This is a genomic window from Sideroxyarcus sp. TK5, from assembly GCF_054601595.1.
Map to the genome: position 1 here is coordinate 143,727 of NZ_BAAHSJ010000001.1, position 21,697 is coordinate 165,423.

A 21,697-nucleotide genomic window follows, 5' to 3' on the forward strand; every position below is an offset into this window, starting at 1 on the left:
AGTCGGTTGGATGGGTCACGTGCGCATTCTATAACGACCCCCCATCATTTCAGAGACAGCATGAAAATTATCCAAATCGTCAGACGTTACGGTCCCGTGGGCGGCATGGAGCGATATGTCTGGGAAACCACGAAAGAACTGGTCAAGCTGGGCCATGAGGTGCAGGTGATCTGCGAACAATGCATGGCCGAAAAGCCGCAAGGTATCGCGGTACATGAGTTGGGCAGGATGCGTTACCGCCCGCGCTGGATCTATTACATGCGCTTCAGCCACCGCGTCCATGCATGGTTGCGCGCCCACCCGCAACCCGGCTGGCTCATCCACAGCAACGAACGCATCGGCGTGCACGACGTCACCACCATCCACGGCCCGCCTTTCGCATCGGTGCGCGACAAACCCTGGTGGAAGAAAGTCTCCATACGCGTGGCGGCACAGCTCTGGCTAGAGCGGCGCGAACTGCGCGTGGCCAAGGCCATCATGCCGAACTCGGAGATCATCGCCAAGCAACTGGCGCACTACTACCCCGAATACGCGCACAAACTCACGACACCTATCGTGCCGGGAGTGTTGCCCGGCGTCATGCGCACCCCGCATGAAGTACCGGCTGACGGCGGCATCATCGGCTTCGTCGGCCGGGAGTGGCAGCGCAAAGGCCTGCCGCTGGCGGTGGAGATCGTCGCTCAGTTGCGCAAGGTGCGGCCGAGAATCGAACTATGGGTGATCGGACCGGAAGAGCAAGAGATCGCCTATTTGTTCAAGGGCTGGCAAGGTGGCTACCGCCTGTTCGGCTGGCGCACGGATAATGCGCATTTCGAAAAGATCGACGTGCTGCTTCATGCCGCCAAAGCTGAACCCTATGGCATGGTGATCTCCGAAGCCATGGCGGCGCGGGTGCCGGTGGTGGTGTCCGATCTGTGCGGCGCGGCTGCACAGGTGACGGCCGATCATGGGGCGGTCGTGCGGCTGGAGGCGCCCGTGCGGGAATGGGTTGCAACGGTCGAGGGGCAACTTGCGCGAGTAAAGCCGGTGCCGGGATTTACTCGGGGGTGGAATATTGTTGCGATGGAGTTCATTGCAGTCTATGAGTGTCTCTCTCATGATTAAAAAGCCGAAGTACTCGCCTTGGATGACGAACCTTGCAGAACTGCTGATCGTGTTCTATCCCTCGCTTATGCTGACGGTTCGCGGCGGGATGAACGGCGTGTTCATCATTGCGCTGCTCGCGGCTTTGCTGGCTTGGCCGTTCGGAAAGAGCGAGGCGGGGCTTTATTCAACGAATGATATTCGCCGCTATGCATGGGCCATGTTTGGACTGACGATCGCGATATTCATCAGCGAGAGCTATTGGCAGCATTATTCCGGACAATCATATGATGCTGCCGCGCGGTATTGGCTGGCCATTCCAATATTCCTCTGGTTGTCACGTATGGAGCCGGGAGTGTTTCATGCGCTGCAGCTTGCTTTCCCCGTTGCGGCCATTGCGGGTTTCTTACTGACTGGCGAGATGTGGGGAAGGGCAGGTATCGGCACGCTGGATCTGATCCATTTCGGAGATATGGCTTTGATCCTGGGAGTCATGTCGCTATTCAGTGTTGACTGGTTCGGGAGGGACAATGCGGTGCTACGGACGTTTAAGTTCGTGGGCTTTATCGCGGGAGTGGCTGCATCTTTTGGCTCTGGTTCGCGCGGGGGCTGGCTGGCTATACCTGCATTCGTCATTATCATTCTTTATTTCCACCGGCAGAGAATACATATTAAGACGATGGCAGCCATCGTTGCGCTGACCTTGGCCAGCATGACAGTGCTGTATGCGTTCAACGGCACTATCAATCACCGCGTGAATGCGCTGGTGAACGATATTCAGAATTACCAGACTGGTAACCGAGATACGTCGATTGGCATCCGCTGGCAATTGTATACGGCGGCCATCGACATCATCAGTCGGCATCCGGTGGTCGGGGTGGGGCCATCCGGATTCGCCCGTGAGATGCAGCCGATGAGTGAAGCGGGGAAGCTGACGCCGGAGGCTGCGAATCTCGGACGCGGAGAGGTTCATAACGATGTGCTGTCCAAGACAGCGGCGATGGGGATATTCGGCTTGGTAGCGATCCTGTTGATCTACATAGTGCCGTTCAGAATGTTCTGGATAGCCGCGAAATCGAATGTAAGGGAGGTCAGAAGAACTGGCATATTGGGCATCACGTTTGTAAGCGGTATAGTTATCTTCGGGCTGACTGTGGAATTCTTGAACTTGACGATGGCAACCGCTTTTTATGCATTCACCGTTGCTGTACTGCTGGCAGCTTGCCACAGTACCCATCATGGTGCGGCGAACAGTAATATCTATGGTAAAACAAGATATGACTAGACATCTGGATCTGGGGTGCGGCACGAACCCGCAAAACCCCTATAACAAAGATTCTCTGTACGGCATCGATATACGGGATGATGCGCAGGAGATCCTTGCAAGCAAGGGTGTCGTCATGCGCAAGGCCAACCTGATATTTGAGCCGATACCATTCGAGGACAATTATTTTTCCAGTGTGTCTGCCATTGATTTTCTTGAGCATGTTCCCCGACAGATTTGTCTTGGCAACACGAACGAGGCGATCTATCCCTTCATCAAGCTGATGAACGAGATTTGGCGCGTACTTGAACCGGGCGGCCGACTGCTGGCGGTGACGCCGGCATATCCATCTCCTTTAACTTTTGCCGACCCTACCCATGTGAACTACATTTCGGTCGGAACGCATGAATATTTTTGCGGCGATAGCCCGGTGGGGAGCATCTATGGCTTTCACGGCAAGTTCAAAGTGCTGATCGCCAAGCGTTCTGTGCCCACCAATTTCCGCAAGATGCCGCCCAATCCTTGGGAGACTTTTGTGCGCGATATGGGACGGCGCATTTCCGGGAAAGGGATCCATCACATGATCTGGGAGCTGGAGGCGGTTAAGTGATCAGCATCGTAATTCCGAGCTGGAACAATCTGCCGCATCTGAAGCTGTGCGTGGAGAGCCTGGAAAAACATTCGGCCCACGCGCACGAGATCATCGTGCATCTGAACGACGGTAACGATGGTTCGCTGGAATGGGTACAGGCGCACGGCATCAAGTACACACAGAGCGGCAAGAACATCGGCGTCTGTCTGGCGGTGAATCATGCGGTGTCGCAGGCGAAGCACGATTGGGTGCTGTTCATGAACGACGATATGGTCGCTGCGCCGGGCTGGGATAAGGCATTCATGGAAGCGATCGCGTCTGTGGATACCGACCTGGCATTGTTCTTCGGCACGCTGGTCCAGCCGGAAGACGGCGGAAATGACATCATCATCAAGCGTGATTTCGGTCGCACGCCTGAGACTTTTGATGAAGCAGCGTTCCTGCAGGGCTGTTTCGATGATCCGCGCGGGGACCGGGAAGGTGCGGCCTCACAGCCAACGCTGTTCCACAAGAAGTGGTGGACCATGGTCGGCGGCTATAGTCTGGAGTTCTCACCCGGCATGAGCAGCGACGATGACTTGCTGATGAAGTTCTGGGTGGCCGGTTGCCGTAATTTCCGCATGGTCGGCGCAAGCCGCTTTTACCACTTCGGCATGGCCAGTACCGGGCGCATCACCCACAACCAAGGCGGTCGTATGTTCGTGATGAAATGGGGTATCACCCAACTGGAGTTCTATCGCTACTACCTGCCGTCGTTGCGCAGGCCGGATGGCGGCAATACCCCCGACAATCCGCATAATTTCGTGCGACCGACCTGGCTGGGGAAATTGCGCCGAGTGCGTTATGCCCTGCGCTACAACTATCCGCTGGGCGGGATCGAGACATGGGACCCGGTAGCGGGAAGCACCACCTTTTCAGAGGGGGGCTAACGGGGCTTTTGTGAAGACTCTGCCTTACGCAGCGCTTGGAGCATCTCGTCGCCCATTAGCAGATAACCTGTCGTTGATACGTGCGTGCCATTGGCGGGGAATAGGTCGACAGTATTGTCATCCAGCGCGCGTTGCATCATGCGCATCAGGTTCGGCGCGCCGTAACGTCGTTCTGCTTCATTCCAGAATTGCTTGTCTGAGTATCTGTACACAGTGCTTTTGTTCGGTACGAACATCCATATCGGCGTGACGCCTTCCATCCTGGCATTGAGCAGCGCGATGTTATCCAGCGCGCTACGTTCGATCTCACCCGGCAAGTCATAAGACAAAAACAGGGCATCGTTGCAACTAGCATGGCTGAACAGATCGCAGCCGTTCTTTATTCGGGCCATGGTCACGTCATTGGGCAATGTCCATGTGCTGAAATCTTCCGACCTGCTACGGCGTTCGTAATCGACTGAGTGCAACAGGGTGCGGAAGCCGGTGGACAACTTTCCGGCATAGTTGCCGCCATGCACATCGAAGGATGTTGCCGGCGGATGGCGTGGCGCATCGGTGCGGGCATTAGGGTGATACTGCATCTTGTCGCAAGCCACTGACTTGCCCAAGTCATTCACCAGATTGCGTTCGATGGATTCGAGCACGATGAAGCGTCCGTGAAACCCCTGGCTGCGCAGCCAGGGCATGAAGTCCGCACATATCCCGCGCATGCTGTCCCAGGTCTCGGTTCTGACCTTGTAGCCTTGTTGCGTGAGTCTGGTTTGCCAAATGCGGCCATCTGAGAAGCTGTCACCGATGACCAGTACGTCCGCCTCCCGCATGGTGGCCTGTGCCATCCATTGCATATCGACCGTGGGTTGCGCTTTGGTCCAGCCGAACAGGGTCTCGGGCAGCAGCGCCATGCGTGTCAGCTCGCCTTCAAAAGTCGCTCTGGGCAGGAAATAGAAACCGACCGCGCCGTAGCAGAGCACTGCCAGCATCACTACAACAGAGAATATCTTGGCCTGTTTCATGTCAGAACTGGAAGTAGAGGAAGGGGCTGTAACTGCCGAATTGGTCGATCGCCACATACAACATGTACAGCACGATGGCGGCTTGTACCAGCATCAGGATGTTGCTGTCCTTGATGAAGCGCAGGTGTGTCGAGTTCGGCAGCAGCCAGACCCAGAGCAGGCCGGGGATTAGCAAGCGCAATAGATCTCTCCCCGACATGTCGGTGAGCAACAGCAGGTTGCCATGCAACACGGCATCGAACGAGATCGGTCGCGCGGCGATGCCGAACATCGCGTTCAGCATGGTCATCGCCTGCGGCATGTTGTCGGCGCGGAACACCACCCATGCCGCGACCACGGCGACGAATGTCAGCGTGCCCCCGGCGATGGTGCCCAGCCAGCCGGGCACCCAACGCAGGTATCTCTCCACGATCAGCTCGCGCCACAGATGGTTGATGGTGAGGTAGATGCCATGCAAGGCACCCCAGACCACGAACGTCCAGCCCGCGCCATGCCATAAGCCGCCCAGCAGCATGGTGGCCAGCAGGTTGCCGTAACGGCGGAGTTTGCCTTTGCGATTGCCGCCCAGCGGGATGTAGAGATAGTCGCGCAGGAAGGCGGACAGCGTCATGTGCCAACGCCGCCAGAAGTCGATGATGCTGGTGGCCTTGTAAGGCGAGTTGAAGTTGATTGGCAGGCGGATGTTGAACATCAGCGCGATGCCGAGTGCCATGTCGGTATAGCCGGAGAAATCGAAATAGATCTGCAGCGTGTAAGCCAGCGCACCGCACCATGCCTCGTAGATGGTCGGCAATATGCCGCTGGCCAAACCGTGCTGGGCGCCGTCGAAGATGGCGGTGGCGTAGGGGGCCAGCGAATCGGCAAGCAATACTTTCTTGCACAGACCCAGCGTGAACAGCAGCAAACCCGTTGCGACGTTGTCCCAATCGATGCGGTAGGTGGAGGCACGAGCGAACTGCGGCATCATGTCTTTGTGATGCAGCACTGGGCCCGCGATCAGATGCGGGAAATAGGTGACGAACAGCACGTAATGGATGAAGTTGTATTCCTTCACCTTGCCTTGCCAGGTGTCAACGAGAAAGGCGATCTGCGTGAAGGTGAAGAATGAGATGCCGAGCGGCAGGATGATCTCGCCAAGTGAAAGGCCGGATCCCGCGAGGTCGTTCAGACTGGACAGGAAGAAGTTGGCGTATTTGTAGTAGGCCAGCAGCAGGAGGTTGGCGGTGATGGCGAACGCCAGAAGCCGGGTCTTGCGCCGTGCTTCCTGCTTTAAGCCTGCCTTAGCGATCCACATGCCTAGCGCATAGTTAAAAACGATGGAGCCGAGCAGCAGGCCGACATAAGCCGGGTTCCAATAACTGTAGAAGACGAGCGAAGCCAGTGCCAGCCATGCTGCCGCATAGGTGTGGTGGATGCGCCCGAGCTGGAAGAAGCCTAGGAAAACGACCGGCAGATACAGGAAGATGAAGCTATAGGAATTGAAGAGCATCGATCAGGCGGCGGTGAGCCGGGGCGCGTGCATAGAGTAGCCGTTATTTTCTGTTACCCTATTTTACAGAGATTAGAGGGAAACACAGATGTCCATCTACGCCATAGGCGACATACAAGGCTGTTACAACGAGCTGCAGCGACTGCTGGAGCAGATCGACTTCGACCCCGCGCATGACCGGCTCTGGTTCGTCGGCGACCTGGTCAATCGCGGTCCCGGTTCGCTGGAGGTGTTGCGTCTGGTGAAGTCGCTGGGCGACCGTGCGATCACGGTGCTAGGCAATCACGACCTGCACCTGCTGGCTGTCGCTGAAGGGATAGGCAAGCTGCATAGCAGCGATACGCTGGACGGGATATTGCATGCGCCGGATCGCGACGAGCTTTTGCACTGGCTGCGCCATCAGCGACTGATGTATGCGGAAGGCGGACATGCGCTGGTGCACGCGGGCCTGTTGCCGCAATGGTCGGTGAAGCAGGCGCTGGCATTGGCGCACGAGGTCGAAGGTGCCTTGCGCAGCGACGACTATGCGGTGTTCCTGGAGAGGATGTACGGCAATGCACCGCACGGCTGGGAAGACGATCTGCAGGGCTACAAGCGTCTGCGCGTCATCGTCAATGCGTTCACCAGGCTGCGCATCTGCACCCCGCAGGGCGAGATGGAATTCAAGTTCAAGGGTGAGGTGGAGAATATCCCGGAGGGCTATCTGCCGTGGTTCGAGGTGGAGAAGCGCCGCAATGCGGACGCCACGGTCATCTTCGGTCACTGGTCAGCGCTGGGGTTGAAAGTCGAGCCCAACCTCATCGCGCTGGATACCGGCTGCCTGTGGGGCGGGCCGATGACGGCCATCCGGCTGGAGGATAGGCGTCTATACCAGGTGGGTTGCAACAGCCCGGTGGCGAAACACTGGTGAAAAAAATGCCGGTGGTGCGCAAGGCACCACCGGCATCTTCAAAAAGCACTGATCAGAACCTGCGCTTTTGCTGCGGCACGAAAGCGCTGCGTCCTTCGATATGGCGGAACGTGATGCGTCCCTTGGTCAGATCGTAGGGCGACATTTCCAGCGACACCTTGTCACCGGCGATGATGCGGATGTGATTCTTCTTCATCTTGCCGGCGCTGTAAGCGATGAGCTGGTGACCGTTCTCCAGTGTGACGCGGTAACGGGAGTCCGGCAGGACCTCGTCCACCACGCCATTCATTTCGAGCAGTTCTTCCTTTGCCATGGATTTAAGCAGCGCGGATGTTGGATGCCTGCTGACCCTTGGGGCCGGCGACGATGTCGAATTCAACAGCCTGACCTTCGGCCAGTGTCTTGAAACCCGAGCTTTGGATTGCGGAAAAGTGTGCGAACAGATCATCGCCACCGTTGGACGGGGTGATGAAGCCGAAGCCTTTGGAATCGTTGAACCACTTAACTGTACCTGTTGCCATGATGAATCTCCTGATAATGAATAAATGGCATTGCCCCGAGGGAGCGAATTTCAAGACGGCACACAGATGAAGGGGAATACCGCAGGGAAGCGGATCACAGAACCAAACAACAACGACAGACTTGAATCGCGGGGCGCACTATGTACTGTCTTGCCGAGAAAAGCAATACAAATCATCACACGGGCGTGGGCTGCTGGAGTCCGGACTCGAACTCCGCGATGGGGACCGGCTTGCCGAACAGGTAGCCCTGATAGTGGACGCAGCCGTGTTTCAGCAGGAATTGGGATTGTTCCAGGGTCTCGACACCCTCGGCGATCACGTCCAGCCCGAGGCTGAAGGCCATGGCGATGATACTTTGGACGATCGCGCGGTCACTGCTGCTTATGGCCAGGTCGCGCAGGAAAGACTTGTCGATCTTGAACTGGTCGAGCGGCAACCGTTTGAGGTATTGCAGGGAAGAATAGCCGGTGCCGAAATCGTCCAGCGATATCTTCACCCCGAGCTGCTTCAGCGCGGCCATCGTCGAGATCGTCTCGTTGACATTGTCCAGCAGCATGCTTTCGGTCAGTTCGAGTTTCAGCTTTGACGGGTCGATGGCATGGTGGCTTATCGCGGCCTGCACCTGCTGGACGAAATCGGGTTGGTGGAACTGCTTGGCGCTGACATTGATCGCGAGTTGAAGGTCGCGGGTGAGCGGCCTGTGCTCCCAGGCTTTGAGTTGCGCGCAGGCATTCTCCAGCACCCACTCGCCGATGGGCAGGATCAGGCCGGTCTCTTCCGCCAGCGGGATGAAGCGGTCGGGCGCGACGAGGCCGCGAGTCGGATGTATCCAGCGGATGAGTGCCTCGGCACCGAGGGGGCGATGGTTCTCGTCCACCTGCACCTGGTAATACAGGCTGAACTGCGCCCGCGTCAGGGACTTGCGCAGGTCGTTCTCCATGGATGCCTTGCTGTTCAGGGTCTCCTGCATCTCGGGATCGAAGAACTGCAAACGGTTGCGGCCGCCTTTCTTAGCCTGGTACATGGCGATATCCGCCTGCTTCAGCAGTTCATCCAGCTCGCCATGCACGTGGCTGAACAGGGTCGCGCCGATGCTGGGTGTGTTGTGGAACTCGTGGAAACTGAGCTGGTAAGGCTTGTTCAGCATCTCCAGGATCTTCTCGCCCACGGTTTCGGCTTGCGATGCCGCTTCCAGGGGCAGCTTGCTCAGGTCTTCCAGCATCACCACGAATTCGTCGCCTCCCAGCCGGGCGACGGTGTCGCCCTTGCGCACGCAGAGTTCGAGCCGCTGCGCGACTTGCTGCAGCAGCAGGTCGCCCTTGTCGTGGCCCAAGGTATCGTTCAGCGCCTTGAAGTTATCCAGATCGATGAAGAGGATCGCGCCGTATTTCTCGCTGCGTTTGCATGCGGCCAATGCCTGCTGCAGGCGGTCGAGCATCAGCCGCCGGTTCGGCAGTCCGGTCAGCGGGTCGTAGAAGGCCAGACTGCGGATCTCCTCTTCGGCCGCCTTGTGCAGGGTGATATCGGCGATGGACGCGACGAAATTGACGATCTTGCCGCCGGGGTCACGCAAGGCGCTGATGGTGAGACGCTCCGGATAGATGTCGCCCTGCTTGCGCCGGTTCCATATCTCGCCGGACCAGCTGCCGGAAGAATTGATGGCGTGCCACATCGCGGCATAGAACACCGCATCATGCCGCCCCGATTTCAGGATGCGCGGATTCTTGCCGATCACCTCGTGCGGCTCGAAGCCCGTGATCTCGGTGAATGCCCGGTTCACGCGCAGGATGTCACCGTCCGCATCGGTCACGATGATGCCATCCTGGGTCTCGAAGGCGGTCGCCGCGATGCGCAGCTCGGCCTCGGCCAGCTTGCGAGCGGTGATGTCGCGCGAGGAATTGAACAGCGCTCGTTGCCCGTCCAGCACCAGCGGGTAACCGCTGACCTCGACATCGAACACCCCGCCGTCCTTGCGGCGGTGGCGGGTCTCGAACTCGGAGCGGCCTTGCTGGTTGAACTGGCGCTGTAGCGCCCGATGCAGGCTGGAGCTGTCCATGCTGGCATCCCACTGCGAGACATGCATGCCTATCACCTCTTCGCGGGTGTAGCCCAGCATGCTGCAGAACGAGTCGCTGGCCTCGATGACTCGGCCGTCCGCATCGAGGATATGTATGCCGTCGCTGGCATTGCGCAGCAGGGCGCGGATCTTTTCGTCTTCGCGTCTGAGCGCCAGTTCGGCCTGTTTGCGCTTGGTGATGTCATTGCCGGTGCCGATGAAATGCTGGATCTCACCGTTTGCATCGCGCGACACGGACAAAGACAGTTCGATGGTGTAGGTGCTGCCATCCTTATGCCGATTGACGATCTCGCCGTGCCATGCACCGAGCGTCCGGATCTGATGCGAGAGGTCCTGAGGCTGCGAGTCGGGCGAGCGGTCTGCGGACAGCAGCAGGATCGGGTCCTTGCCTGCGGCCTCCTCTGCGGTGTAGCCGGAGATCCTGGTGAAGGCGGGGTTCACCGTCAGGATGCGTGCCGCCGCATCGGTGATGACGATGGCATCGGTGCTGGACTCGAACACCTTGGCATGGATCCGCTGCTGGTCCTCGATCTCGCTGCGCTGCGCGGCGATCTGCATCTGGCGGCGGTAGTAGGCGATGGAGATCAGCGCGAGCAAAGTGAGCACCAGTCCGACCACGGAGAGCAGGGTCCTGGCGCTGGTGCGCCACTGGGCCAGTGCGACATCGCGATCCAGATGCGTGACGACGACCAGCGGATACAGGCTGGAGGCGCGGAAGGATGTCAGCGTGGCGTCGCCGTCCGGGGTCGCGGACACGAATTCACCGCTCTCCTTTCCGGGCAGTTGCAGCCTTTCCAGCAGCGGACCGAGCAGTTCCCCGGCGGCTTTCGACTGGTCGGTATCCAGCAACAGCGTGCCGTCATACAGCAGCACTTGCACGCTGCCCTGGTCCGCATCCAGTTTATGCAGGGCGTGATTGATGAAATAGTCGGGATTGATCGCGAACAGCAGCGTGAGTCTTTGCTTGCCCAACACCATGGTGCGCGAGGCGGGGATGAAGCTGTGGCTATCCCGGCCGGCCGGGCTGAGGCGTGTGGTCTCGCGCCCGTCGGAAAAGTCGTGCCCCTCCCACGGATGCCCGATGCGCAGGATCCCGGAAGGTTCGGAAACCGGTGGCAGGTATTCGGACGTGCCGATGCGGAGGCCGACGTTGGCCGGATTGGAACTGGCATAGATGCGCCCCTCTGCATCGAGCAGCGACATCGAGCGCAGGAACGGCGCACGCCGCAGGAACTCCACGAAATGCCGGTCTATAGGCTTTGTCCGCACGCCGGGCGTGTCATGCACATTGACGTTGGCCGCGACCAGCTCGGTGACATGCAGGTTCTGGGTCAGGAAATCCTCGAAGCCGCGGGAATGCATTGCGGAGAAGCGCAGACCGCTGTCCGTGGCTTCGGATCTGAGCTGCCACAGGGTGAATGCGGTGAGCGCACCGAGGCTGATGGCGAACAGCAGCAGGGCCGTGAAGAAGCCCTGCCGGAACTGTTGTTCACGCGAGGTCATGGAGAGACGATGGACTCGAGCCCGTGGGATTTGGCGGCGGCCATCAGCCTGCCATCCTGTTTGATGTCATGCACGAAACGATCGAGTCTGGCCTGCCAGGCCGCATCGCCCGGCTGCATGGCATACGCATAGGGGGTGATGTGATAGACCTGCGGGGGGGATATGAGCTTCGCCCAGTCGTTGTTCGAGAGGAAGCGCTGGCTATACGGGAAATCGGTCATGAACACATCCGCCCTGCCCGACGCCACCTCCTGCTCGCGCGCAAAGGGCGTGTCCAGGATCATCAGGCTGGCCGCCTTGAGTTTCTCTTTCATCACCGGTTCATGCAGCGTGCCTTTCGCCACCGCCACCACCGTTCCCGCGCGGTCTACATCGCCCCAGTGCTTGATGCGCCGGTTGGCTTTGCTGGTGATGGCATAGATGTCGCTGGCAAGGTGCGGCTGGGTGAAGGTCAGGCTCTTGGCGCGGAGGGGGGTGATGCCGATGGCGAACATGGCGACATCGCAGCGATCCTGACTGACATCGTCGATCAGTTTGGCGAAGGAGCTGTCGACGAAGCGGACGGAGACCCCCAGATCCTTGCCCAGTTCGCGGGCCAGATCGATATCGATGCCGGAGAGCTGCTGCGTCTTCGGGTTGCGGTAGGTGATGCTGTAGTAGTCGGGCCAGATGCAGACGCGCACTTCCTTGCTGGCGAGCACACGGTCGAGGCGGCCGGATGAGACCGGCGCGGCAAGCGACGAAACGGAAAGGACGCCCGACAGGGCACAAAGAACCCACAGCGCTGCGATACGCATGACCATCCTCCTGGTGTTACGAGGCAATCGATTGCCTTCTCTGGATCAAGGCCGCGCACAGTACGTCGGCCGAACGCGGCGATTCTAGCACTGCCCGTCGCGGGGAGGCCGGGCAGGAATGGCCCGGCAGGCCCAGTAGTCGAGCGGTGCGCTATGTTATGCGGCGGCCAGGCGCTGGCAGCATTGCGTTGCTTGCTGGATATAGCGGCCGCCGAACAGGTTGGCATGGTTCAGCAGGTGATACAGGTTATACACATCGCGTCGCCGGGCATATCCCGCATCGAGCGGCCATGCGGCTCGATAGGCGGCAAGGAATTCCGGCGGGAAGCCGCCGAACAGTTCCGTCATGGCCACATCGCATTCGCGGTCGCCGTAATAGACGGCCGGGTCGAAGATCACCGGCGCGCCGTCGGCAAGATAACCATAGTTGCCACCCCATAGGTCGCCGTGCAGCAGGGAAGGGACGGGGGCATATCCGTCGAAGAAGCGGGGCAGGTCGGCCAGCAAGGCACGGCCTGCCGCCTGCAGTTCGCCGCCGTATCCATTCTCCTGCGCGAGCCGCAACTGGAACCCCAGACGCTGCTCGCGCCAGAAGGTGAGCCAGTCCTCCGTCCACGGATTCGGCTGGGGGGTGGTGCCAATGAAATCGTCATGGGAGAAACCGAATCGCGGAGCGGTGTGGCGGTGCATCGCCGCCAGCGCCTCCCCCAGACGGCGTGCATCACCGTGCGTGGCGAGATCCAGATATTCCAGCACCAGGAAACTCTGGTCACCGTCACACCCTTGCGCCACCGGGCGCGGGACGCGCAGCGCGCCTGCGGCCGCCAGCTCGGCCAAACCGGCAGCTTCGGCCTCGAACATCGCGTGATGCCGGGCTGCGTTCAACTTGATGAAATAGCGGCTGCCGTCCTTGCCTTGCAGGCGATAGGTCTGGCTGATGTCCCCGCCCGAGAACGGGGTGACGGTATGCAGCTCGAACGGCCGGCCGGTCGCCGCACTGATGGCCGGGGCGACCGTTCCCGGGATGAACATGGTCTACAGCTTGATGGCGTAGCCGAAATGCTTCTGGAACAGTTCCATGATCTCGGCGCGCGAATGCTTGTGGTTCTGCCCGCCGCGGCTGGAGATCTTGAGCGAGCCCATCAGCGAGGCCAGACGGCCCGTGGTCTCCCAATCCCAACCGGACTGGATACCGTACAGCAGGCCGGCGCGATAGGCATCGCCGCAACCGGTCGGGTCGACGATGGCTTTCGGTTTCGGGGTGGGGATGGCGATGTGTTTGCCGTCCGCATGGATGATGGAGCCGTCGCCGCCCAGGGTGACGATGAGTGCCGAGACGCGCTGTGCGATGTCGGCCAGCGTCTTGCCGGTCTTGTCCTGCAGCATCTTCGCCTCGTAGTCGTTCAGCGTGACATAGTTGGAGAGTTCCACCATCTCCAGCAATTCCTCGCCGGAGAACATCGGCATGCCCTGGCCCGGATCGAACACGAAGGGGATGCCCGCCTCGTTCAGTTCGCGCGAATGCTTGAGCATGCCGTCGCGGCCGTCAGGCGACACGATGGCCAGCGTGGCTTCCTTCGCGTCTCGGATGTGGTTCAGGTGCGACATGCTCATCGCGCCCGGGTGGAAGGCAGTGATCTGGTTGTCGTCCAGGTCGGTGGTGATGAAGGCCTGTCCGGTGAAATTTCCTTCGACGTGCTTGATATGCGTCTGCGGCAGACCAAGGTTGGTCAGGCGGGTCGCATAGGGGCCGAAGTCGTCGCCCACGGTGGCCATGATCAGCGGATTGCCGCCCAGCATCTGCAGGTTGTAGGCGATGTTGCCAGCGCAGCCGCCGTATTCGCGGCGCATCTCGGGCACCAGGAAGGCGACGTTCAGGATGTGGATCTGTTCGGGCAGGATGTGTTTCTTGAAGTGGTCCTTGAACACCATGATGGTGTCGAAAGCCATGGAACCGCAGATCAGAGTCTTCATATCGTGGAGGTGGGTGGTTGAACGATGGGCGGATTATAGCAGCGCGGCACGCCGCATTCGCGCTACGGAGGAAGGCGTTACAATCGAAGCCTGATCCCGTACAGGAGAACGTCATGACCGCACCGCGCACGATCGTCGCCGCCACCGATTTTTCCGCCAGTGCCACCCGCGCGGTGCGCCAGGCGGCGCATCTGGCGCGCGCATGGGACGCGCGACTCATCCTGGTCCATGTGTTCAACGACAGCGTCTGGGCCAGTCTCAGGGCGGTGTACGACCTGCCCGGCTGGAACGACGTGAAGCCGCTGGCCGGCCAGCGCGCGCGCCTGACCGCGCTGGCGACAGAGATCGCGCAGGAATTCGCGTTGCCGGTCGATACCGAGGTCCTCACCGGACGCGCCTCGCAGCAGATCGGCGAGATCGTCGCGGCGCGGCGCGCCGACCTGCTGGTGGTGGGTGAACATGGCGAGAACTGGGTGAATGACATCGTGCTGGGCGGTACCGCGCTCAAAGTGATCGAAGCCGCCCGCGTCCCGGTACTGCTGGTGCGCGGCGAGCGCCCCGCGCTGTACCGTGACATCCTCGTCGCGGCAGATTTCTCCGAGCACTCGGAACGGGCCGCACGTCTTGCGCTGGATGCCTTCCCGGACGCGCAGCTGGTGCTGATCCATGCCTGGCTGGTGCCGCTGGAGGCCAGTATGCGTCTTGGGGGCGCGCGCGAAGAGGACATCGAACATTACCGCAGCAGGGAGTTCGCGCAGGCAGAAGCGGGACTGGCTTCGCTCGTGCGCCGTCTCGGTGCCGCTGAAGGCCGGCTGCAGCCGCTCGCCTTGCATGGTTCTCCGGCCAGCGTGATCTTCGACCAGGCCGAGGCGCGCGGCAGCGACCTCATCGTCATCGGCAAGCGTGGCGGCAGCCCGCTCGACGAGCGCCTGCTGGGCAGTGTCACGCAGAACATCCTGTACCACGCGTCCTGTGACGTGTTGCTGAGCGCCTGAGACAGCCATGGGCAACCTCGCGCAGATCATCCTGCTGCTGGCTGTCACCGTCGCCGTCATCGTCATCTTCCAGCGCCTGAGGTTCCCCACTGCGCTGGGCTATCTGCTGGTCGGCGTCATCCTCGGGCCATATACCGCGGGGCCGACCGTCTATGTGCCGGAGTTCAAGGCGCTCGCCGAGTTCGGTGTGGTGTTCCTGCTGTTCACCATCGGTCTCAGTTTCTCGCTGCCGCAGATGCATGCCTTGCGCCACCAGGTGTTCGGGCTGGGCACCGGCCAGGTGCTGCTCACCACGCTGCTGGTCGGCGTCATCGTCTGGCTGGCGGGATTGCCGGCCGAGGTGGCGTTCGTGGTCGGTGCGGTGTTCGCGCAGTCTTCCACCACCATCATCGGCAGCCTGCTCACCGAACAGGGCGAAGAGAACAGCCAGCACGGCCGGCTGGGTCTGGCCATGTCGGTGTTCCAGGATGTCACCGCCGTGCCTTTCCTGGTCATCATCCCGGTGCTGGGCACGGCGGTCGGCGCGGCGGCGCTGACCGGGGCGCTGGGTTGGGCGCTGGTCAAGGCGCTGATCGCATTCGCGCTGGTGTTCTTCGTCGGCCGCTGGCTGCTGCGCCCGCTGTTCCACATGGTCTCTGAACGGCGCTCGCTCGAGGTGTTCACGCTGGCGGTGCTGCTGGTCGCGCTGCTGGCGGCCTGGGGCACCAACCTGTTCGGCCTGTCGCTGGCGTTCGGTGCCTTCCTTGCCGGCATGATGCTGGGCGAGACGGAGTTCCGCCACCAGGTGGAGTCCAGCATCCGGCCGTTCCGCGATGTGCTGCTCGGCCTGTTCTTCATCGGTATCGGCATGCGCTTCGATCCGGCCTCCATTCCGCCGATCTGGCACTGGGCGCTGCTCGGCGCGCTACTCATCGTGCTCAGCAAGACGTTGATCGTCGCGGTCATGATGCGCCGCAACGGGATCGATGCAGCGGTGGCCTGGCGCACCGGTCTGCTGCTGGCGGTCGGCGGCGAGTTCGGCCTGGCGTTGATCGCCATTGCGCTCGATTCCGGCGTGCTCGATGAGCAGCTGGGGCAGATCGTCATCACCTCGGTGCTGCTGTCGCTGGTCATCGGCGCGGTGCTGATCCGCTTCAATGGTGCGATCGCCGCCCGTCTGACAGCAGATGATCGCCCGCAGGCCGCCGCTGAGGAACTGCTCGGCAGCGCGGAACAGCAGGTGGTGATCGGCGGTTATGGCCGCGTGGGGCACACCGTTGCGGTGTTGTTGCAGTCCAGCGGCATCCAGTTCGTGGTGTTCGACAGCGACGCGCGCCGGGTGGCGCAGGGCCGGGCGGACGGGCATCCGGTGCTATACGGCGACATCTCCGACCCGGAGCTGCTGTCCGCCATCCGTGTGGAGCGTGCGGCGCTGGTGGTGATCACCATCGATCATGCGGCGATGGCGTTGCGCACCGTGAAATACCTGCGCAAGCATAGTCCGCAGGTGCCGGTCATCGCCCGGGCGCGCGACCTGCAGGCCAGTTCGCAGCTGATGGAGGCGGGGGCCACGCATGCCTATCCGGAAGCCATCGAGGCCAGCCTGCGCCTCGGCGCCACCGCCCTGCAGATACTGCAAGTGCCGGCCGCCGATATCGACCTGGTGATGCAGGGCGTGCGTGACCTCGATTACAAACCGGTGCTGGAAGAGAAAACGCAGGGATGACGGGGCGCTACTTTCCCCGTCGTCGGTGTCGCCAGGCGAGCGCTATCTTCAGCCGCCACAATCCGCTGACCAGCAGGTAGGCCAGCGCACCCATCGAGCAGGCCAGGATCAGCAATCCCAGCAGCAGCGGTTTACCCAGCGCAGCGATACGCGCCATCCAGCCCGTCTCCGCAGGTGCGGTCTGCACGTTCCCGAAATCGCGCTGGCTGCCGTCATCGCCGATCAGCATCGCGCCGAGGTGATAGGCGGCGTAATAGATCGGCGCGAAGGTGACGGGATTGGTGACCAGCGTGCTGGCGACCGCCGTGGGGATGTTGGCGCGCAGTGCCACCGCCGCAGCGGCCGACAACGGGATCTGCGCGATCGGCACCAGCAGCCCGAAGAACACGCCCAGCGCCACGCCGAGGGCGACGCCGCGCCGGGTGATGCGCCACAACTGTGGCCGGTGCAGGGCCGGCCCGATCCAGCGCAGCCAGCGGTTTTGGCGGATGCGCTCGGCGTCCGGCAACAGGCGGGCCAGACGCTGTTTCACTGCGCTGTTCCCTGCGCGCCATGCGGCGCGGGCGGTGGCGGCGCATCACCCAGCATGACCGCAGCCTTCACCGCCTGTTCCACTGCGCGCCGCGTCATGCTGGCCGCGCGCAGTCTGGTCTCCATCTCGGGCACCGGCAGTTCGCCGTGTGCGCCCGCCTCCAGAAGGTGGGACTTCAGCGACTGGTAGTGGGCCTCCAGCGTGACGAGGGTTGCTTCGACGGTCGCTCTGTCGCGAATGCCGTTCGCCGGATCGACTTCCTCCAGCATGGCCTCCGCCTGGGCGGTGAACTTGCCCGCCTCGACCGGAACCGGGTTCGCGTTCTCGTGCATGACCGCTGCCAGTTCCACGGCCAGTTCGGCCAGCGTCTCGTAATAGCGCGCGATGCGCAGGATCTGCGGCAGACGCTGTGCGCTCTCGATCGACATCTCGGTGCGGCTCAGACGCATGATGAAATCGGCGATGGCGTGGTTGAGTGCGAGCACGGCCTGGCGCTCGCGTTCCAGACGGTCCTGCGCCTGCCCATCGTTCGCGTCACGCAACATGCGGATCGCCAGTACGCCCATGCGCCGTACCTCCTGATGCAGCGCATCCAGTGCCAGGGTGGGCACGCCGAGCACGTTGGCATCCAGATGCTGCGGCCGTGCCTCATCCTCTTCCGCCGTGCGGAAGCGGCGTTCCAGGAAATACGTCAGGCTGTCTACCAGCGGCCACATCAGCGCCACGCCCAGCAGGTTGAACACGGTATGGAACAGCGCCAGGAAGGCGGCCGGTGCGCTGTCCAGCTGCAACAGGTCGCGCAGTTCGGCGATCAGCGCGACCAGCAGCGGCAACATGAGCAGGGCGACGATGCCGGTCAGCACGTTGAACAGCACATGCGCACTGGCCGCGCGTTTGGCGTTCGGCGTGGCACCGATGGCGGCGATCAGCGCGGTGACGGTGGTGCCGATGTTGGCGCCGATCACCGCCGCCGCCGCGCTCTCGATGCTGATCAGGCCGCCCTGCGCGGCGGTCAGCACGATGGTCAGCGACGCACTGGAAGACTGCATCAGCACGGTCATCAGCAGGCCGGACAGCACCATCAGCAACAGGCCGGTCACGCCGTCGAATTCGTTCAGGGAGAAATCCGAGGTGAATCCCGAGAATCCGACCTGCAGCATATCGATGCCGAGGAACAGCACGCCGAAGCCGGCCAGCGCCAGACCCGCCGCGCCGCGTCGACTGTGTTCGCCGGACAGGCGCAGCGCCATGCCGATGCCGATCAGCGGCAGCGCGAGCAGATCGATCTTGAACTTGAGCCCGACCAGCGCCACCAGCCAGCCGGTCATGGTGGTGCCGACGTTGGCACCGAACAGTACCCACAGCGATTGCCCCAGCGTCAGCAGGACGGCATTGACGAAGCCGATGGCAGCCACGGTGACCGCACTGGAGGATTGCACCAGCGCGGTCAGTAGCGCGCCCGACGCCAGGCCGCGCATCCGCGTCCGGGTGGAATAGGTGAGGATGCGCCCGAGTGCAGGCCCTGCCGCGAGTTTGAGCCCGTCCGTCATCAGGCCCATACCCAGCAGGAACAGGCCGATGCCGCCGAGCAGACCGCCGATCGCCGTCCAGTCGTTCATCGCTGCCCCGGTCCGTCACGGAACATGCTGCGGATCGCCAGCTTCTCGATCTCGATCGCGACGAACAGCGCTGCACCGAAACCCGCGATCAGTGCCCACGCTGCGGTGTCCAGCGCGACCACGCCGAACATCCCCTGCATGAATGGCACATAGGTGAAGGCGAGCTGGATGGCGACCAGCACGGCGATGCTGAGCAGCACATAGGGGTTGCCGGTGAAATCCTGCCAGCTGCGAACCGGCGCGAGCAGGAAGCGGCAATTGAACAGGTAGACGATCTCGCCCATCACCAGCGCGTTGACCGCCACGGTGCGCGCGGTCTCCAGGCTGTCGCCGCGCGCCAGTTCCCACAGGAACAGTGCCACCACACCGAGTGCGAGCAGGATCGAGACGAAGCTGATGCGCCACACCATGAAGCCGGACAGGATGGGCGCGTCCGCCGCGCGCGGTGTGCGCCGCATCACGTCCGGTTCCGCCTTCTCGAACGACAGCGCGAGCGCCAGCGTGACGGCGGTCACCATGTTCACCCACAGGATCTGCACCGGCGTCAGCGGCAGTGCCATGCCGAACAGGATGGCGATCAGCACGATGCCAGCCTCGCCGCCGTTGGTCGGCATGATGAATACGATGGCCTTCTTGATGTTGTCGTACACGGTGCGGCCCTCGCGCACCGCATGCGCGATGGTGGCGAAATTGTCGTCGGCCAGCACCATCTCGGCCGCCTCCTTGGCTACCTCGGTGCCCTTCATGCCCATCGCCACGCCGATGTCGGCGCGTTTGAGCGCGGGCGCATCGTTCACGCCGTCGCCGGTCATGGCGACGATCTCGCCGTTGGCCTGCAGCGCCTGTACCAGCCTGAGCTTGTGTTCCGGGCTGGCGCGCGCGTACACGTCCACGTCGCGCACCGTGCGGCGCAGCGCCGCATCGTCCAGCGCATCCAGCTCGCTGCCGGTCAACACATGGCCGTTGCCGATGCCGATCTGCGCCGCGATGGCGCGCGCGGTGTCGGCGTGGTCGCCGGTGATCATCTTCACGCGTATGCCTGCAGACTTGCAGTCGCGCACGGCGGCGATGGCTTCCTCGCGCGGCGGGTCGCTGATGCCGACCATGCCGAGCAGGGTGTAACCGCCCTCCATGTCGGTGAAGTCCAGTGTGCGCTGTGCGCGTTCCGCCGTCTTCATCGCCAGTGCCAGCACGCGCTGGCCGCGTGCGCCGGTGGCGGCCATCTGCGCATGCCAGTAGGGCAGGTCCAGCGCGACATCCTCGCCGATGCCGCGCTGCAGATGGCACATGGCCAGTACCTGTTCCACCGCGCCCTTGGCGAAGATGAAGGCATGGCCCGCATGGTCGTGGTGCAGGGTGGCCATGAAGCGGTGTTCGGACTCGAACGGGATGTGGTCGGTGCGCGGCAGTTGGCCGTGTTCGAGTGCCGGGTCCATGCCGGCCTTGCGCGCCAGCGGGATCAGCGCGCCTTCGGTGGGGTCGCCCGAGATGCGCCACAGGCCGTCCTCTTCCAGCAGTTCGGCATCGTTGCACAGCAGCCCGGCGCGCAGCAGGTCCTGCACATGCGGGTAGACGGCCATGTCCACTTCGCGGCCGTCGCGCGCGAAACCGCCGTGCGGCGCATAGCCGCTGCCGCTCACCTCGAAGGTGTCGGTGGCGGAGATCACGCGCTGCACCGTCATCTCGTTCTTGGTCAACGTGCCGGTCTTGTCGCTGCAGATGGTGGTCACCGCCCCCAGCGATTCCACCGCCGGCAGACGGCGCACGATGGCATTGCGTCCGGCCATGCGCTGCACGCCCAGCGCCAGCGTGATGGTGAGTACCGCGGGCAGCCCCTCCGGGATCGCTGCCACCGCCATGCTCACCGCGGCGAGGAACATGTCGCCGAGGCCGTAGTGATGCACCAGCCAGCCGAACAGGAAGGTCAGCGCGGCCAGCGCCATGATGGCGACGGTCAGCCAGCGGCCGAAGGTCTCCATCTGCCGCAGCAGCGGCGTGGTCAGACTCTTCACCTCCTGCAGCATCGCGCTGATGCGGCCGATCTCGGTGGTGTCGGCGGTGGCCACCACCACGCCCGTGCCCTGGCCGTACACCACCAGCGTGCTGGAATAGGCCATGCAGAAGCGGTCACCGAGTGCGGCACGGGCGTCCACCGCGCTGCTGTCCTTCTCGACGGCGGTCGATTCACCGGTCAGTGCCGCTTCCTCGATGCGCAGGTTCTTCACGCTCAGCAGGCGCAGGTCGGCGGGCACCTTGTCGCCGGACTGCAGCAGCACGATGTCGCCCGGCACCAGTGTCTCGGCCGGCACCACGAAGCGCTTGCCGCCGCGCAGCACGGTGGCCTCGGGCGACAGCATGCGGCGGATCGCGTCCATCGCCTGCTCCGCCTTGCCTTCCTGGATGAAACCGATGATGGCGTTGATCACCACCACGCCGACGATGACCGCAGTGTCCACCCAGTGCGCGAGCAGCGCGGTGACGGCGGCGGCGGCCAGCAGCACGTAGATCAGCACGTTGTGGAATTGCAGCAGGAAACGCATCAGCGGCCCGCGCTTCGAAGGCGGGGTCAGGCGGTTGGGGCCGTGCGCGGCCAGACGGCGCGCGGCCTCGTCGGCGGACAGACCGCCGCGGGTGGCGTGTTGCCCGTCGAGTGCCTCATCGGCGGATAGTTGATGCCAGGGTTGCTGGGTCATG

18 protein-coding genes are annotated in these 21,697 nt (G+C 62.2%); 7 read left to right on the plus strand and 11 right to left on the minus strand.

What is annotated here, in order from left to right; genetic code table 11:
- The first annotated feature begins 60 nt into the window (after positions 1-60).
- The 4 genes from ACYPYQ_RS00670 to ACYPYQ_RS00685 are packed head-to-tail and all read left to right on the plus strand — an operon-like array spanning position 61 to position 3,868.
- Positions 61-1,104 carry a glycosyltransferase family 4 protein gene (locus ACYPYQ_RS00670; protein ID WP_459717846.1) on the plus strand — a complete coding sequence of 348 codons (1,044 nt, stop codon included), beginning with the start codon at positions 61-63 and terminating at the stop codon, positions 1,102-1,104.
- A complete protein-coding gene (locus tag ACYPYQ_RS00675) occupies positions 1,082-2,368 on the plus strand; it encodes an O-antigen ligase family protein (protein WP_459717849.1) in 1,287 nt (428 codons plus the stop codon). The genes ACYPYQ_RS00670 and ACYPYQ_RS00675 overlap by 23 nt, the downstream gene beginning before the upstream one ends.
- Entirely contained in the window at positions 2,361-2,957 is a 597-nt protein-coding gene (locus ACYPYQ_RS00680) for a class I SAM-dependent methyltransferase (protein WP_459717852.1), read from the plus strand. The genes ACYPYQ_RS00675 and ACYPYQ_RS00680 overlap by 8 nt, the downstream gene beginning before the upstream one ends.
- A complete protein-coding gene (locus ACYPYQ_RS00685) occupies positions 2,954-3,868 on the plus strand; it encodes a glycosyltransferase family 2 protein (RefSeq protein WP_459717855.1) in 915 nt (304 codons plus the stop codon). Before ACYPYQ_RS00680 ends, ACYPYQ_RS00685 begins: the two co-directional genes overlap by 4 nt.
- Here ACYPYQ_RS00685 and ACYPYQ_RS00690 read toward each other — a convergent pair.
- Both ACYPYQ_RS00690 and ACYPYQ_RS00695 read right to left on the minus strand, forming a co-directional pair.
- Entirely contained in the window at positions 3,865-4,881 is a 1,017-nt protein-coding gene (locus tag ACYPYQ_RS00690; protein ID WP_459717858.1) for a hypothetical protein, read from the minus strand. The genes ACYPYQ_RS00685 and ACYPYQ_RS00690 overlap by 4 nt on opposite strands.
- 1 nt (position 4,882) lies before the next feature.
- Positions 4,883-6,370 carry an MBOAT family O-acyltransferase gene (locus tag ACYPYQ_RS00695; RefSeq protein WP_459717860.1) on the minus strand — a complete coding sequence of 496 codons (1,488 nt, stop codon included), beginning with the start codon at positions 6,368-6,370 and terminating at the stop codon, positions 4,883-4,885.
- A gap of 88 nt (positions 6,371-6,458) precedes the next feature.
- Here ACYPYQ_RS00695 and ACYPYQ_RS00700 point away from each other — a divergent pair, with 88 nt between their 5' ends.
- Positions 6,459-7,280, plus strand: a complete 822-nt coding sequence (locus ACYPYQ_RS00700) for a symmetrical bis(5'-nucleosyl)-tetraphosphatase (RefSeq protein ID WP_459717863.1) — start codon at positions 6,459-6,461, stop codon at positions 7,278-7,280.
- A 52-nt stretch (positions 7,281-7,332) separates the two neighbouring features.
- On the opposite strand, the gene infA is transcribed toward ACYPYQ_RS00700, so the two are convergent.
- The 6 genes from infA to ACYPYQ_RS00730 all read right to left on the minus strand — a co-directional run bounded on the left by infA (position 7,333) and on the right by ACYPYQ_RS00730 (position 14,152).
- Positions 7,333-7,593, minus strand: coding sequence for a translation initiation factor IF-1 (infA, locus tag ACYPYQ_RS00705; protein ID WP_459717866.1), 261 nt, complete (start codon positions 7,591-7,593; stop codon positions 7,333-7,335).
- Between the two features lie 4 nt (positions 7,594-7,597).
- Complete coding sequence (locus ACYPYQ_RS00710; RefSeq protein ID WP_459717869.1) at positions 7,598-7,801, minus strand: cold-shock protein; 204 nt, start codon at positions 7,799-7,801, stop codon at positions 7,598-7,600.
- A 175-nt stretch (positions 7,802-7,976) separates the two neighbouring features.
- Positions 7,977-11,381, minus strand: a complete 3,405-nt coding sequence (locus tag ACYPYQ_RS00715) for a bifunctional diguanylate cyclase/phosphodiesterase (protein WP_459717873.1) — start codon at positions 11,379-11,381, stop codon at positions 7,977-7,979.
- Positions 11,378-12,178: an ABC transporter substrate-binding protein gene (locus tag ACYPYQ_RS00720; RefSeq protein ID WP_459717876.1), complete on the minus strand. Its 801-nt coding sequence runs from the start codon at positions 12,176-12,178 to the stop codon at positions 11,378-11,380. The genes ACYPYQ_RS00715 and ACYPYQ_RS00720 overlap by 4 nt, the downstream gene beginning before the upstream one ends.
- Before the next feature lie 156 nt (positions 12,179-12,334).
- The gene (locus ACYPYQ_RS00725) at positions 12,335-13,210 is read right to left on the minus strand and encodes a fructosamine kinase family protein (protein WP_459717879.1); all 876 of its coding nucleotides are present in this window, start codon (positions 13,208-13,210) and stop codon (positions 12,335-12,337) included.
- 3 nt (positions 13,211-13,213) lie between these two features.
- Positions 13,214-14,152 carry a carbohydrate kinase family protein gene (locus ACYPYQ_RS00730; RefSeq protein ID WP_459717882.1) on the minus strand — a complete coding sequence of 313 codons (939 nt, stop codon included), beginning with the start codon at positions 14,150-14,152 and terminating at the stop codon, positions 13,214-13,216.
- Between the two features lie 113 nt (positions 14,153-14,265).
- Here ACYPYQ_RS00730 and ACYPYQ_RS00735 point away from each other — a divergent pair, with 113 nt between their 5' ends.
- Positions 14,266-15,147: a universal stress protein gene (locus ACYPYQ_RS00735; protein ID WP_459717885.1), complete on the plus strand. Its 882-nt coding sequence runs from the start codon at positions 14,266-14,268 to the stop codon at positions 15,145-15,147.
- 7 nt (positions 15,148-15,154) lie between these two features.
- Positions 15,155-16,852 carry a cation:proton antiporter gene (locus ACYPYQ_RS00740; RefSeq protein ID WP_459717888.1) on the plus strand — a complete coding sequence of 566 codons (1,698 nt, stop codon included), beginning with the start codon at positions 15,155-15,157 and terminating at the stop codon, positions 16,850-16,852.
- A gap of 7 nt (positions 16,853-16,859) precedes the next feature.
- On the opposite strand, the gene ACYPYQ_RS00745 is transcribed toward ACYPYQ_RS00740, so the two are convergent.
- Genes ACYPYQ_RS00745 through ACYPYQ_RS00755 form a run of 3 tightly spaced genes read right to left on the minus strand, consistent with a single transcriptional unit; the run spans position 16,860 to position 21,696 of the window.
- Positions 16,860-17,384, minus strand: coding sequence for a DUF2062 domain-containing protein (locus ACYPYQ_RS00745; protein ID WP_459717892.1), 525 nt, complete (start codon positions 17,382-17,384; stop codon positions 16,860-16,862).
- Entirely contained in the window at positions 17,381-19,003 is a 1,623-nt protein-coding gene (locus tag ACYPYQ_RS00750) for a Na/Pi cotransporter family protein (protein WP_459717895.1), read from the minus strand. The genes ACYPYQ_RS00745 and ACYPYQ_RS00750 overlap by 4 nt, the downstream gene beginning before the upstream one ends.
- Complete coding sequence (locus tag ACYPYQ_RS00755) at positions 19,000-21,696, minus strand: cation-transporting P-type ATPase (protein WP_459717902.1); 2,697 nt, start codon at positions 21,694-21,696, stop codon at positions 19,000-19,002. Before ACYPYQ_RS00755 ends, ACYPYQ_RS00750 begins: the two co-directional genes overlap by 4 nt.
- Position 21,697: the final 1 nt, after the last annotated feature.

Coding starts and splice junctions, on each gene's coding strand:
- ACYPYQ_RS00670 (WP_459717846.1), top strand. CDS start 61: ATGAAAATTATCCAAATCGTCAGACGTTACGGTCCCGTGGGCGGCATG.
- ACYPYQ_RS00675 (WP_459717849.1), top strand. CDS start 1,082: ATGAGTGTCTCTCTCATGATTAAAAAGCCGAAGTACTCGCCTTGGATG.
- ACYPYQ_RS00680 (WP_459717852.1), top strand. CDS start 2,361: ATGACTAGACATCTGGATCTGGGGTGCGGCACGAACCCGCAAAACCCC.
- ACYPYQ_RS00690 (WP_459717858.1), bottom strand. CDS start 4,881: ATGAAACAGGCCAAGATATTCTCTGTTGTAGTGATGCTGGCAGTGCTC.
- ACYPYQ_RS00695 (WP_459717860.1), bottom strand. CDS start 6,370: ATGCTCTTCAATTCCTATAGCTTCATCTTCCTGTATCTGCCGGTCGTT.
- ACYPYQ_RS00700 (WP_459717863.1), top strand. CDS start 6,459: ATGTCCATCTACGCCATAGGCGACATACAAGGCTGTTACAACGAGCTG.
- infA (WP_459717866.1), bottom strand. CDS start 7,593: ATGGCAAAGGAAGAACTGCTCGAAATGAATGGCGTGGTGGACGAGGTC.
- ACYPYQ_RS00710 (WP_459717869.1), bottom strand. CDS start 7,801: ATGGCAACAGGTACAGTTAAGTGGTTCAACGATTCCAAAGGCTTCGGC.
- ACYPYQ_RS00715 (WP_459717873.1), bottom strand. CDS start 11,381: ATGACCTCGCGTGAACAACAGTTCCGGCAGGGCTTCTTCACGGCCCTG.
- ACYPYQ_RS00720 (WP_459717876.1), bottom strand. CDS start 12,178: ATGCGTATCGCAGCGCTGTGGGTTCTTTGTGCCCTGTCGGGCGTCCTT.
- ACYPYQ_RS00725 (WP_459717879.1), bottom strand. CDS start 13,210: ATGTTCATCCCGGGAACGGTCGCCCCGGCCATCAGTGCGGCGACCGGC.
- ACYPYQ_RS00730 (WP_459717882.1), bottom strand. CDS start 14,152: ATGAAGACTCTGATCTGCGGTTCCATGGCTTTCGACACCATCATGGTG.
- ACYPYQ_RS00735 (WP_459717885.1), top strand. CDS start 14,266: ATGACCGCACCGCGCACGATCGTCGCCGCCACCGATTTTTCCGCCAGT.
- ACYPYQ_RS00740 (WP_459717888.1), top strand. CDS start 15,155: ATGGGCAACCTCGCGCAGATCATCCTGCTGCTGGCTGTCACCGTCGCC.
- ACYPYQ_RS00750 (WP_459717895.1), bottom strand. CDS start 19,003: ATGAACGACTGGACGGCGATCGGCGGTCTGCTCGGCGGCATCGGCCTG.
- ACYPYQ_RS00755 (WP_459717902.1), bottom strand. CDS start 21,696: ATGACCCAGCAACCCTGGCATCAACTATCCGCCGATGAGGCACTCGAC.